The sequence below is a fragment of the Flavobacterium sp. 28YEA47A genome (assembly GCF_041262125.1).
Classification (GTDB): domain Bacteria; phylum Bacteroidota; class Bacteroidia; order Flavobacteriales; family Flavobacteriaceae; genus Flavobacterium.
On record NZ_JBGCCI010000005.1, the window covers coordinates 375,977 to 389,923 of the forward strand.

Consider the following 13,947-nt stretch of genomic DNA (forward strand, 5'->3'; position numbering starts at 1 on the left):
TGGATGCTAAATTTTGTTAGAAAAACGAAGAATTCATAAAATCGGCATTCTTTATTTTACTATTTCTATTGGGTAAGCAATTATGCCCCACCGCTATTATATATTTAATAAATTTACAACGTTTTCGCAATCGTAAAAAATATATATTTGCATAAAATTGCCTCTCATAACTATGGAAGAATGTATCTCGGTATTTGATATGCTTAAAATTGGCGTTGGACCCTCAAGTTCCCACACTCTTGGGCCTTGGCGTGGTGCAGAACGTTTTTTGAATGAACTTCGTGAAGAAAATATCTTAAGCAAAGTAATCCGGATTAAAGTGGATTTGTTTGGTTCCCTTTCTCTGACAGGAAAAGGTCATGCAACTGATTTTGCCGTTATGTTAGGACTTACCGGTGCTGATCCGGAATATATTCCTATTGATAGTATTGATAGAACCATATCTGAAATAAAGAAAAACAAGCAGCTTCATCTGGCTGGCGAAAGGATGATTCCATTTGATATGGAAACAGATATTGTATTTAATAAAAACTTCCTGCCTTTCCATTCTAACGGATTTACATTTACAGCCTATACGCCGGATAGCGAATACGAATCGACATTCTATTCAATAGGTGGCGGTTTTGTGGTTAAGGAAGAAAGAGCAAACGCTATTAAAAAAGAAGCGATCAAATGTGCTTTTCCTTTTCCTATACAAAATGCGGTAGAATTACTTGACTATACAGTCAAAGAAAATAAAAGTATTTCCGAAATCGTTTATGAAAACGAAAAGTCAATGCGTACTGAGGAGAACATCCACAGCGAACTGATGCGTATTTGGAATACAATGCTGGAATGCATGTATATTGGCTGTCATTCTGAAGGTATTCTTCCCGGAGGATTAAACGTTCGCAGAAGGGCGTTTGACATGCACCAGAACCTCATCGGACTGGCAAACTACAGCAATCCACAAGAATGGTTGGAAACCATCCGCAAAACGGAAGTAAAATTCCGCCAAATCCTGAAATGGGTAAGCTGTTTTGCATTAGCTGTTAATGAAGTCAATGCCTCATTAGGAAGAGTCGTAACCGCTCCTACTAACGGAAGTGCAGGAGTTATTCCTGCCGTATTGATGTATTATATGGTTATTGAAAACCATCAGGCTGGCGAAAAAGAAATCAAGCAATTCCTTATGGTTGCAGGAGAAATTGGCAGTATCTTCAAAAAAGGAGCTACCATTTCAGCCGCTATGGGAGGTTGCCAGGCAGAAATAGGCGTTTCTTCTGCTATGGCTGCGGGTGCGTTATGTGAATTGATGGGCGGTAGTCCGGCTCAGGTGCTTATGGCAGCTGAAATCGCAATGGAGCACCATCTTGGAATGACTTGTGACCCTATAGGCGGATTGGTTCAGATTCCGTGCATAGAAAGAAATACAATGGGTGCCATCAAAGCAATCAACGCAGCGGAACTCGCCCTTGAAACCGACCCTAAAAATGCCAAAGTTCCTTTAGACAAGGTAATCAACACCATGTGGGAAACTGCCAAAGACATGAACACTAAATACAAAGAAACATCAGAAGGCGGACTGGCTATCAGTGTAAATATGGCAGACTGCTAAACGATGCTTTTTATTTGTCCGTTTTTGCAAACTCAATTGCTCTTTCCAAAATTGGGTCTTTATCGTTTATAAAGTCTTGAATTGTGTATCTAACAGGAATATCGATAGGAATGCCCACACGTTGAGCTTCTTTTCCATCTGCCTGATAGATGCCAAGTCCTGAAAAAGATATTTTATAATTTCCCGGAAAAATCATCCTCGTCTGATTACCATCCGCTCCAGCGGTTTGATTGCCAACGATAATCGTATTTTTATAAGCCTTCAAAATCAAACAATTAAATTCAGGCAGGCTCTGGGTACGATAGTCAACTAATAAAATCAGTTTTCCCTGATAAGGATTTGGGTTTTCCTTTCCTACTGTTGCAGCGACTGTTCCTTCATTTGTATTTTCATAAATCAATAATCCCGGATAATTGAAATTATTTCTGGTCATCATACTGTAAGTAGTTGGTTTGTCAAGAAAGTAATTTGCTATGTGGTAAGAAGGCATTGTACTCGGGTAATTCCTCAAATCCAAAATGATTGCTTTGGTATTCATCAGAGGTTTCATTATGCTGTCCATATTTTTATAAGTAATATTAGAAGCATACAGATATGTGATATCGTTTGTTATCATTTTTGAAGTAATTGGGCTTGTCATCTCATGAAAGTCCAGAAAATCGTTCAGATAATTTCGTTCGCTTAATGCTACTGATGAAGAGAACTTTACTCCGTCAGGATTATAACCAGAATAAACAGCTGATTTTTCTTTACCTTTTAAAATCAATTTGTGCAAATCCCTATATTTAGCGGCTATATTTCCTGCGGAAACATAATCCCACAGTTCTTCTGCCCTTTTTTTAAGTGTGATACCGTTGATTTTTTCAATTACACTACCTTTTCTGATGTTTGCCTTTTCACACTCGTTTTTGTCAAGTATTTTGGTTACTACAGCCTTATTGTCAATTAACTTAAAATAAAATGGGGGACTAAATTTTCCCGAAACCTCTATATCAAGAAAAGGAAAAACACCGCCATGACCATCATCAATTAAAGCAGCCATCTTTAAAACAGCTTTTTGATAGGAAAGTGTATCGTTTGCCTTAACAAATTCAGGAATCAATTCTTTTAAAACTGTATCCCAAGGCTTGTCGGTTGCATATTTATAAGGATAATAATAGTTTATCACATTCCAAAATCTAAAAAGTCCCAGAAGTCTGTATGCAGTTTCAGGCATCTTCATTTCAGGATAAGGATTTTCATTTGGAGTACCAATATTTCCATCGTCATTAGGATTGTTTTGAGCATAATAATTTTGTCCCTGATAAGGATGGCCATAATTATATTTCAATTTTTGCTTTTGGTTTTTAGTCAGGTTTTTGCTTTTATCAATCCAAGAATGATTTATATTCCTGTAAGTATAAGTATGTGCTGAATAATCAATCTTAAATTCGGGCGAATTATTTTCTCCTGCTATTTGGAATATTTTTTCCACTTCCTCCTGAAAAACTTTCTTATCTCCCGATTTCAGTATTTGATTAATGGAGGACACTACTATTGAATCCCAATTATGTTTTCCCGTTGCAATTTCAGGATGAAAATATTTCAGATTTCCCCAAACATTACAAAGTTCATTTAATTGAGAAACTTGTTGTTTGGTTTGGGCACTAGTTACATTAACTATCAGTAAGAGGAGGAGGATAATTACAATTTTGTTTTTCATTTTACGAAGCTTTATGGCAAAGAGAAGATGTTACAATTACTTAAAATTGTAAAAATGGAAACTTTTATTAAATTTCTATGTCTGTATCAGCGTCTTTAATCTTTACTCTATATTTACTAAAATTTTCATTTAAGATTTCCCGTTATAAAATAGTAGCAAAAACTACAAACCAATACTGCAAAACACTAATTTTGCTTAAACTCTTATTCCCTTTTTCGCTTGAAAAAAATTCTCATCATTGACGACGAAGAAAAACTAAGAAGCCTCATGGCCCGAATTATTGGTCTGGAAGGTTTTGAAGTCATTGAAGCCGGAGACTGCAAATCCGGACTAAAAAAGATCGAACAGCATACTTTTGATGTTGTGCTTTGCGATGTCAAACTTCCCGATGGAAATGGTGTTGACCTGACCATTGCTATAAAAGAAAAATCGCCACAAACTGAAGTGATTCTGCTCACTGCTTACGGAAACATTCCGGATGGAGTGCAAGCCATAAAAAATGGTGCTTTTGATTATATCGTAAAAGGTGACGACAATAATAAAATCATCCCGTTGATTCATCGGGCTATCGAAAAGGGAAACCTGACAAAACGGATTGCGCAATTAGAAGCCAAACTCGAAGATAAGCTGTCGTTTGATGGTATTATAGGAGATTCCAAATCGCTGTTGCAATCTATCAATCTGGCCAAAAAAGTAGCACCTACAGATACTACTGTCCTACTAACCGGAGAAACCGGTACCGGTAAAGAAGTATTTGCGGCTGCTATTCACCAATCAAGCCCAAGAAAACATCAGAATTTTGTTGCGATAAACTGTTCTGCTTTCAGTCATGATTTGCTGGAAAGCGAAATGTTTGGGCATATTGCCGGTTCATTTACCGGAGCTACAAAAGACAAAAAAGGACTGTTTGAAGAAGCCAACGGTGGAACAATATTTTTAGATGAAGTTGGTGAAATGGCATTGGACCTTCAGGCGAAACTATTACGTGTCATTGAAAATGGCGAATTCCTAAAAGTAGGCGAAAATAAACCCACAAAAGTTGACGTACGCATTATAGCTGCCACCAATAGAGATCTGCCTAAAGAAATAGAATCAGGACATTTTAGACAAGACCTGTTCTACCGTCTTTCCGTATTCCAAATCCAATTGCCCGCTTTACGCGAACGCGTTACCGATATTGAGCCTCTTGCCAAACATTTTCTGAATTTCTTTGCCTTGAAAACCAATAAAAAAATCAAGACATTGTCTGATGAATTTGTACAATTATTAAAATTGCATACCTGGCCGGGAAATATCCGTGAACTAAAAAACGTACTCGAACGCAGCGTTATCCTGGAAACTGAAGCCATCTTGACAACGGATTGCCTTCCTATGGAAATACAGCAGTTAAAAACATCAGATGCTTCCGGAGAATCTCCTGTATTATCAGCTTTTTCTTTGGCTTCTGCTGAAAAAATCCATATCCAGAAAGTATTGAATTATACCAATCACAACAAAACAGAAACTGCAAAATTGTTGAATATTGCTTTAACAACCCTATACAGAAAACTGGAAGAATACAAAATCAGCTAGATATATTTGATTACACCTACGCTACCGGTAACGTAGGTGTATCTCACAATTTAGTTACTTAACAACCACCTTTGCGTGGAGCACGTTTATAAAGTACTTTACCATCTCGTTCTACATAGTCGACCGATACGATTGGATAGTCATACTTGGGCGCATACGACACAGAATTGCTTCTTATAATTATTTTGTCGTTACCTTTCAGGCTATGTAATTGCTCAAATTCATTAGACTTTTCGAGTCCAAAACTGAGAATGTAATAATCATCATTAATCCTGGCCATCACTCCAAAACCTAATCGTGAGCCTGGCGGAAGGGAAAGAGAAGTTATAACAGCCTCCATATTCGTAGAATAATTTATATGACTTCTTATTTTAGCGGCACTGGCAAGTACTTTTTTACCTTCGGGAGACATTTCCCATTCTTTCAGTTTTATTCCATCAGGGCTAGCCTCCCATTTTTTCTTTTCAGCTTTCACTTCAGTAGCAGAAAGTAGCTTTGGGTCTGATTTTTTAGAAGTTTCATTTTTGATTTCGCAATTAGCAAATACCAGTCCGCATACCACAACCAGCGATAAGATCAGCACATAAATAATTTTTTTCATCTTTTTTGTAATTTTAATTAACATTGATAAATCAGAATTCGTTTAAGGCATTTCTTTTATTTTTGATACCCTAACAAAATTGTTTCAGCGAATCTACTTTGTTATTTTTTGGCTTGAGGGAGTTAGATTGTAAATTAAAATGTAAACTTTGTAAATAAATCGTAAATAGCATGTCTAATAGTCGAAATCTCTTCTCCGGGAAACGCAAGTATCTGTTTGGATTGGCATTACTCTTGTTTATCTCAGTAATCTTCGCAACTTTTAGTATAACGAGCAACGACGATTTTAATATCTCCAAAAGGGAAATTTTGCTCCGCAGGATTGGACATGAACTACTTTTACAATCAGGTGACAGTGTGTCGAGAGTTCTTCCTGTAAAAAAGATAACCGAAAATGAGTACCAGATCAGATTTGAAAATGAGTTTAGTTTTCAACCGGACTCTCTGGTGAATATAACCCAGCGTTTGCTGACTAAAGACCCGTTGGTATCTGATTATGTTGTTACTATTTTGAACTGTGGCAACTCTAGTATGGCTTATGGATATACTATATCCAAAAACAGAAAAGAAGACAATATACCCTGTATAGGGAGAATACAACCCAAAGCATGTTACGTGATCAACATTAAATTCAAACCGACAGGCATACATACAGTAAAGAGTGGGTATCTTTTAGCCGGCCTGCCGTTTCTAGCATTGGTTGGTTTTCTTTTTTTTAGATCTGCTACTCCCCGAAAGCGAAAAACTTTACCTGACAGTCAGGATACAAACACGTTTACTTTGGGCTCAGTTTTGTTCGATGCGAAGAATAGAAAACTGATAATCAATGAAAACACAATAGACTTAACGGCAACAGAAACCCGTGTATTGCTTATTTTCGCATTGTCTCCCAACGAGACGATTGAGAGAAGCCGATTACAAAAAGAGATATGGGAAGATGAAGGCGTTATTGTTGGGCGCAGTTTGGATATGTTTATTTCAAAACTTAGAAAAAAACTGGAACTTGATTCCAATATCAATATCGTTGTTATACGCGGCAAAGGATATAAACTTGAGATTAGCTCTTAAAAAAATAAAATGCCTATCGTTTTGAAAGTACCAACCCTATCGTTTCGATAGGGTTTTTCTTTTTGGTTACAGGCCAAAAAAATATAAATCCTAGATCCTAAAGGGTTTACACAATTAGCTAAAAAATTGGTTCTGAATTTGGCATTAGGCATTAAAAATATCTTAATCATTATGAGAAATTTCAATGATAGCCTAATCAAAAAAATGGAGCGCCTTGCTGAGATAACCATCAGCAGCCTTCAGCTCGGTAAAATGGCACGCACTAAAAGATGCCTAGCACTTGCCGAAGAATTGCTTCTAAAGGGCAATAACGAAATGAAAAATGCAATCACAAATGTCTATCTGTTTTCCGTATCCCATTATATGGAAATAAACAAGTTGGAAACATCAAGGCTGCTACCCATTACACTTCACAAAGAATATGTCAAACAAATTAATGCCTCAGGAGTATGATAATTACCATCCTCACCACCGTAGGGCTGCTCTGCTTCGCCCTTTTTTATGTTTCCATTTACTATTTCGATAAAATCTAAAATTATGATAGCCTTATTAATTATTGCTCTAGCTGTTTTTGCCTATATCGTTTATGTCTTACTTAAACCTGAAAAATTTTAAACCATGAATACCGAAATTATAGGAATTATAGCCATGTTTGTCCTGACGCTGATTCTAGCGATACCGTTAGGAAAATATATTTCAAAAGTATATTCAGGTCAAAAAACTTTTTTGGATCCTGTTTTTCTCCCAATCGAAAAACTATTTTATAAAATAAGCGGTATCGATTCCAAAAAAGAAATGAACTGGAAACAACATATGGTTGCTTTGATTGCCATTAATGTTGTCTGGTTTGTCTTAGGAATGATAATCCTACTCTGCCAGGGTTCACTACCGTTGAATCCAGATAATAATCCTGGCATGACGCCAGACCTGGCTTTCAACACCATTATTTCCTTTTTAGTAAACTGCAACTTGCAGCATTATTCCGGAGAAACGGGAGTCAGCTACCTGAGCCAGTTATTCCTGATGTTCCTCCAATTTGTTTCTGCGGGCATCGGATTAGCCGCTGCTGCTGTCCTTTTCAATGCATTAAAGGAAAGAACTACTGAAACACTGGGCAATTTTTACAATTACTTTATTAAGTCTTGCACACGTATCCTTTTACCAATTTCCGTAATCGTAGCAACCCTATTGCTTTTTAACGGAACTCCAATGACTTTTGAAGGAAAACAAACAATGACAACGCTTCAAGGTGATTCAGTTGAAGTATCAACCGGACCAGCTGCAGCATTCACGGCAATAAAACACGTGGGTACAAATGGCGGTGGATTTTTTGGTACCAATTCAGCCCATCCTCTTGAAAACCCTAATTACCTGATCAACATTGTGGAAATGATTGCTCAAATGATTATTCCATTTGCCATGGTCTTTGCCTTAGGGTTTTACTTAAACAGAAGAAAACTCTCCTGGATGATTTTTGGCGTAATGACTGTCGGGTTTCTTGCGCTGACTATTCCAACTGTTGTTACAGAAATGAATGGAAACCCTGCCCTGACACAAATGGGAATTGATACAACATCTGGCGCTACCGAAGGTAAGGAAGTACGATTTGGAGCTGCTGCCTCAGGATATTGGAGCATCGCTACGACCGTTATCTCAACAGGTTCTGTCAACTCCATGCATGACAGCGCCATGCCATTATCCGGAATGAACCAGCTGCTTGCCATGATGATCAATTGCTTTTATGGCGGATGTGGCGTAGGAATATTAAACTTTTACATTTTTATCATCCTTGCTGTTTTTATCAGCGGACTGATGGTGGGAAGAACGCCTGAATTTTTGGGTAAAAAAATCGAAGCCCGCGAAATGAAAATCGCCATGATTATTGCCTTACTGCATCCTTTCCTGATATTAGTAGGTGTTGCGCTTTCAACAGCGTTTCCGGAACAAGGCGCCAGCACATTGAACAATCCGGGATTCCACGGATTCAGTGAAATCTTATACGAATTCACATCTTCTGCAGCCAATAACGGAAGTGGTTTTGAAGGTCTTGGCGACAATAATCCATGGTGGAATATTACAACAGGAATCGTGTTGCTACTTTCCAGGTTCCTTCCAATCATAGGCCCTGTTGCTATTGCCGGAATCCTTGCTTCTAAAAAACACATTCCAGAAAGTGCCGGAACCTTAAAAACCGATACTTCGACTTTCGGATTGATGGTATTTGCTGTTATTTTCATCATCGCAGCGCTTTCCTTCTTCCCTTCTCTGACTTTAGGACCTATAGCAGAATATTTCACGCTTTATTAATCAAATGATTTTCAAAAATGAAAACTCAAAATAAATCACTGTTTCAGAAAGAATTGCTCAAAGAAGCATTCGTACAGTCTTTCCTGAAGCTCAATCCTGCAACCTTGTTCCGTAATCCGATTATGTTTACGGTTGAAATTGGAACAATTGTCATGCTCTGCGTTTGTTTGTGGATATTGACAGGTGAGCAATCCCAAGGCAGTTTTGTATACAACTTTACCGTCTTTATCATCTTATTATTCACGTTATTGTTTGCCAATTTTGCCGAAGCAATTGCCGAAGCAAGAGGAAAAGCCCAAGCCGATAGCCTTAGAAAAACAAGAGAAGAAACACCTGCCAAAAAAATCTTCCCTGTTGGAGAAATGTATATCGATGAACTTCAGATTGTTCCTTCTTCCAGCCTGGCTAAAGGAGATATCTTTATCTGTGAAGCCGGTGATACTATTCCAACCGACGGAGAAATCATTGAAGGTCTGGCAACTATTGACGAAAGTGCCATAACCGGTGAAAGTGCTCCTGTAATTCGGGAGGCCGGCGGCGATAAAAGTTCAGTAACAGGCGGTACAAAAGTTTTGTCTGACAAAATTAAAGTACAAGTAACAACTGAACCTGGCGAGAGCTTCCTTGACAAAATGATTGCATTGGTTGAAGGTGCGTCAAGACAAAAAACACCTAACGAAATTGCACTGACTATCTTATTAGCAGGCTTTACATTAGTCTTCATCATTGTCTGCACCACTTTAAAACCATTTGCTGATTATGCCAATATCACAATAACCATTGCTTCTTTTATTTCTTTATTTGTTTGTCTTATCCCAACAACCATCGGTGGATTGCTATCTGCCATAGGTATTGCCGGAATGGACCGTGCCTTGCGTGCCAACGTAATTACAAAATCAGGTAAAGCAGTAGAAACTGCAGGTGATATTGATGTATTGCTGTTAGACAAAACAGGAACCATTACGATTGGAAACCGAAAAGCAACGAATTTTTATCCTACAGCTGGCGTATCAGAACAGGAATTCACAAAAGCAAGCATACTTTCTTCCCTAGCTGACGAAACGCCGGAAGGAAAGTCAATCATTGAATTGGCCGGAAAAGATGCTGCAAAAAATCTTTCTGTAGAAGGTTCAATACTGATAAAATTTACAGCCGAAACACGAAGCAGCGGTGTCAATCTTCCTGACGGTACCAGAATCCGAAAAGGCGCTTACGATTCTATCCGAAAACTAAGCGAACAAGCAGGAATCTCTTTTCCAGATGACACATCTGATAGAGTTACTGAAATTTCCAGTAATGGCGGTACGCCTTTGGTAGTTTCCCAAAACGATAAAGTTTTAGGAGTAATCGAATTACAGGATATTATCAAGCCTGGAATACAGGAGCGTTTTGAAAGATTGCGAAGAATGGGTGTCAAAACCGTAATGGTAACAGGCGACAACCCACTAACAGCCAAATTTATTGCAAAAAAAGCAGGTGTTGATGATTTTATTGCAGAAGCCAAGCCCGAAGACAAGATGAATTATATCAAAAATGAGCAAATCAAAGGTAAGTTGGTTGCCATGATGGGTGATGGTACAAATGATGCTCCCGCTCTTGCGCAAGCTGATGTGGGTGTAGCAATGAATAGCGGAACACAAGCTGCTAAAGAAGCCGGAAATATGGTGGATTTAGATAATGATCCTACAAAATTGATAGAGATTGTAGAAATTGGAAAACAATTATTAATGACACGAGGAACATTAACCACTTTTAGTATCGCGAATGACGTTGCCAAATATTTTGCTATCATTCCTGCTTTGTTCATCACGGCTATTCCCGCCTTGCAAGGCTTAAATATTATGCATTTGCATAGTCCGGAAAGTGCCATCCTATCGGCGGTAATCTTTAATGCTGTAATTATTCCGTTTTTGATTCCGCTGGCTTTAAAAGGAGTCACTTATAAACCAATCGGTGCTTCTGCTCTATTAAGACGAAACCTATTGTTTTATGGACTAGGCGGTATCATCGTTCCATTTATCGGAATAAAAATCATCGACATGATTGTCACATTATTCATCTAAACTGATATCAAAATGAAAAATTATTTATGGATTGGAGTAAGGTTAACGCTAGTCACTCTCGTCTTTTTCGCCGGAATATATACGCTGTTTATCCTTGGAGTTGCACAAATGGCTCCTAACCAGGGAAAAGGAATCATGACAGAGAGCAATGGAAAAAAATTTTATCGCAATATAGGTCAGTCGTTTACCGATGCTAAATATTTTAACTCCAGGCCTTCTGCCGTAAACTATAATGCGGCAGGTTCCGGAGGAAGTAACAAAGGACCAAGTAATCCTGAATACCTGGCTGAAGTCCAAAAAAGAATTGACACTTTCTTAATCCAAAATCCGGAAATCAAAGCCGATGAAATTCCTGCCGATATGGTAACGGCCAGCGGTAGCGGATTGGATCCTAACATCTCCGTACAAGGTGCAAAAGTACAGGTCAAACGAATTGCAAAAGCAAGGAATATAGATGAAAAGAAACTCCATGACCTTATTGCCCAAAATACTGAAAAGCCGCTTTTAAGGCTATTCGGACCGGAAAAAATAAACGTATTACAACTAAACATCGCTCTCGATAAACTCAAATAACAATGAAAAAATTAGCTACTGTAGCTTTTATCGCAATGGTCTCGTTTGCACAAGCACAGACTGACACTGCAACAACTCCTGAATCTCCATTAAAAATAACAGGCTATGCTGAAATCTATTATCTGTATGATTTTGGCGCACCTGAAAACAATATCAGACCCGGTTTCATATATTCACATAACAGGCATAATGAAGTTTCTTTGAATCTTGGATTTGTCAAAGCCAACTATGAAAAAGGAAACGTCAGAGCTAATCTGGCAATCATGGCCGGAACCTATGGCAACGCCAATCTTGCTACTGAAGAAGGTATCATGAAAAACATTTATGAAGCCAATGCCGGTGTAAAACTCTCAAAAACAAAAAATCTTTGGATTGATGCCGGGATTTTTGCATCGCATATTGGTTTTGAAAGCGCCATCAGTAAAGATTGTTGGGCATTGACACGCAGTATTCAGGCAGACAATTCACCTTATTATGAAAGTGGTGCGAAACTATCGTATACTACAGACAACGGAAAATGGTTTGTGAGCGGGCTCGTTTTAAACGGCTGGCAAAGAATCAAGCGTGTTGACGGCAATAAGACACTGGCTTTTGGACATCAACTAACCTATAAACCAAACGCCTCTATCCTATTGAACAGCAGTTCTTTCATCGGGAACGACAAACCGGATATTGACAAAAGAATGCGCTATTTCCACAATTTATACGGCGTTTTTCAGTTGAATGAAAAATGGGGACTTACAGCTGGTTTCGATATCGGTGCCGAACAAAAAGAAAAAGGAAGCGACAGTTATAACTCGTGGTACTCTCCTATCCTGATTGCCAGATATAAAGTTTCTGATAAAATTCATGTTGCGGCACGAGGAGAATACTATGCAGACAAAAACGGTGTAATAATTGCGACAGATACTCCAAACGGGTTTAAAACTTTTGGCTATTCTGTCAACTTCGATTACAATATCTATGACAATGTTGTATGGAGAGTTGAAGCCAGAAATCTGAGCAGCAAGGATGAAATTTTCACAGAAAATGGTAATCCTACCAAACAGAATTTTGCAGCGGCAACTTCGCTTGCCATATCATTTTAATCTCTAAGCCTAATTTATTTTGGAAAGTAAAAGAGAAGATAGCGTACAGCATTTTTTAAACCTGATCCAAAAATCAAGGAGAGGAAAGTTTAAGATCTACATCGGCATGAGTGCCGGTGTAGGCAAAACTTTTCGTATGCTTCAGGAAGCCCATTCCCTGCTAAAAAATGGAATCGATGTCAAAATAGGTTTTATAGAAACTCACAACCGTAAAGAAACACACGAGCTGTTAGCCGGACTTCCCATTATTCCGAGACGTTACTTATTCTACAAAGGAAAAGAGCTTGAAGAAATGGACGTTCAGGCAATCATCAGCCTTCGCCCAGAAGTAGTAATTGTAGACGAGCTTGCCCATACCAACATTGAAGGAAGCAAAAACGAAAAACGTTGGCAAGATGTTTTTGAAATCCTGGAAGCCGGAATCAATGTAATCAGCGCCGTGAATATCCAACATATCGAAAGCCTTAATGAAGAAATAAAGCACATTACAGGAATCGAAGTCAAAGAACGCATTCCAGACAGCGTTTTAGCTCAGGCTGACGAAGTCGTAAATATCGACCTCACTGCAGACGAGTTGATTTCAAGACTAAAAGAAGGGAAAATTTATAAGGCTGAAAAAATAGAAATGGCGCTCAAGAATTTTTTCAAGAACGAGCACATCCTGCAATTAAGAGAACTCGCTTTAAAAGAAGTTGCCAGCCAGGTCGAAAGAAAAGTCGAAATTGAAGTTCCTAGAAACAAAAATCCACGACATGAAAAGTTTATGGCCTGTATTAGCAGCAATGAAGTTACCGCCAAAAAAGTAATCCGAAAAACGGCGCGTCTGGCTAATTATTACAATAGCAGCAAATGGTATGTATTATACGTACAGCTGCCGCATGAAAGCGCAGACCGCATTGCTTTAGACAAACAAAGACATCTTATCAATAATTTTAAGCTGGCTACAGAGCTGGGAGCCGAAGTCATCAAAATTGAGCATACGAGAATAGCCAAAGCCATTATTGAACAAGCCGAAAGCAAAGGCATCACTACTCTTTGTATTGGAAAACCAAAAATGAACCTGATGAAAATTATTCTTTCTACCAGCGCTTTCAAAGAATTATTAAATAAGCTATCTTCGAGTGAAATTGACCTAATCATTCTTAGTTGATAATTGATAGTGGATAGTGTATAGTTAGTTTAAGCCATAAAAAAAATGATTATGAAAAATAGTATTGTTAAAGACAAATCATTTGTATTTGCCGTAAGGATTGTGAAGTTATATCAACACATTTCTTGAATTGATAATGGATAGTGTATAGTTAGTTTAAGCCATAAAAAAATGATTATGAAAAATAGTATTGTTAAAGACAAATCATTTGTATTTGCCGTAAGGAT

Annotated in this window: 12 protein-coding genes; 10 read left to right on the top strand and 2 right to left on the bottom strand. The window is 38.1% G+C overall.

The features are described from left to right. The first annotated feature begins 172 nt into the window (after positions 1 to 172). Positions 173 to 1,597: an L-serine ammonia-lyase gene (locus ABH942_RS09825; protein ID WP_370031504.1), complete on the top strand. Its 1,425-nt coding sequence runs from the start codon at positions 173 to 175 to the stop codon at positions 1,595 to 1,597. A gap of 10 nt (positions 1,598 to 1,607) precedes the next feature. Here the strand turns inward: ABH942_RS09825 and ABH942_RS09830 are convergent, their stop codons facing one another. Continuing rightward, entirely contained in the window at positions 1,608 to 3,299 is a 1,692-nt protein-coding gene (locus ABH942_RS09830) for a S41 family peptidase (RefSeq protein ID WP_370031506.1), read from the bottom strand. 219 nt (positions 3,300 to 3,518) lie between these two features. Here ABH942_RS09830 and ABH942_RS09835 point away from each other — a divergent pair, with 219 nt between their 5' ends. Continuing rightward, positions 3,519 to 4,871, top strand: coding sequence for a sigma-54-dependent transcriptional regulator (locus ABH942_RS09835; RefSeq protein WP_370031508.1), 1,353 nt, complete (start codon positions 3,519 to 3,521; stop codon positions 4,869 to 4,871). A 58-nt stretch (positions 4,872 to 4,929) separates the two neighbouring features. Here ABH942_RS09835 and ABH942_RS09840 read toward each other — a convergent pair whose 3' ends face one another. After that, positions 4,930 to 5,454, bottom strand: coding sequence for a hypothetical protein (locus ABH942_RS09840; protein WP_370031510.1), 525 nt, complete (start codon positions 5,452 to 5,454; stop codon positions 4,930 to 4,932). Between the two features lie 188 nt (positions 5,455 to 5,642). Between ABH942_RS09840 and ABH942_RS09845 the strand changes: the two genes are divergently transcribed. The 8 genes from ABH942_RS09845 to ABH942_RS09880 all read left to right on the top strand — a co-directional run bounded on the left by ABH942_RS09845 (position 5,643) and on the right by ABH942_RS09880 (position 13,720). Continuing rightward, the gene (locus ABH942_RS09845; RefSeq protein WP_370031512.1) at positions 5,643 to 6,539 is read left to right on the top strand and encodes a winged helix-turn-helix domain-containing protein; all 897 of its coding nucleotides are present in this window, start codon (positions 5,643 to 5,645) and stop codon (positions 6,537 to 6,539) included. A gap of 171 nt (positions 6,540 to 6,710) precedes the next feature. Then, positions 6,711 to 6,992 (top strand): hypothetical protein, encoded by a 282-nt coding sequence (locus tag ABH942_RS09850; protein ID WP_370031513.1) that lies wholly within the window; start codon positions 6,711 to 6,713, stop codon positions 6,990 to 6,992. A gap of 84 nt (positions 6,993 to 7,076) precedes the next feature. Further along, positions 7,077 to 7,154, top strand: coding sequence for a K(+)-transporting ATPase subunit F (kdpF, locus tag ABH942_RS09855; protein ID WP_101472456.1), 78 nt, complete (start codon positions 7,077 to 7,079; stop codon positions 7,152 to 7,154). A gap of 3 nt (positions 7,155 to 7,157) precedes the next feature. Beyond that, the gene (gene kdpA / locus ABH942_RS09860; protein ID WP_370031515.1) at positions 7,158 to 8,846 is read left to right on the top strand and encodes a potassium-transporting ATPase subunit KdpA; all 1,689 of its coding nucleotides are present in this window, start codon (positions 7,158 to 7,160) and stop codon (positions 8,844 to 8,846) included. 17 nt (positions 8,847 to 8,863) lie between these two features. Then, positions 8,864 to 10,909: a potassium-transporting ATPase subunit KdpB gene (kdpB, locus tag ABH942_RS09865; RefSeq protein ID WP_370031517.1), complete on the top strand. Its 2,046-nt coding sequence runs from the start codon at positions 8,864 to 8,866 to the stop codon at positions 10,907 to 10,909. 12 nt (positions 10,910 to 10,921) lie between these two features. Beyond that, entirely contained in the window at positions 10,922 to 11,482 is a 561-nt protein-coding gene (locus ABH942_RS09870) for a K(+)-transporting ATPase subunit C (RefSeq protein WP_370031519.1), read from the top strand. A gap of 2 nt (positions 11,483 to 11,484) precedes the next feature. Beyond that, positions 11,485 to 12,570: a porin gene (locus ABH942_RS09875; RefSeq protein WP_370031521.1), complete on the top strand. Its 1,086-nt coding sequence runs from the start codon at positions 11,485 to 11,487 to the stop codon at positions 12,568 to 12,570. A 19-nt stretch (positions 12,571 to 12,589) separates the two neighbouring features. Beyond that, positions 12,590 to 13,720, top strand: coding sequence for a sensor protein KdpD (locus tag ABH942_RS09880; RefSeq protein ID WP_370031523.1), 1,131 nt, complete (start codon positions 12,590 to 12,592; stop codon positions 13,718 to 13,720). Positions 13,721 to 13,947 lie beyond the last annotated feature (227 nt).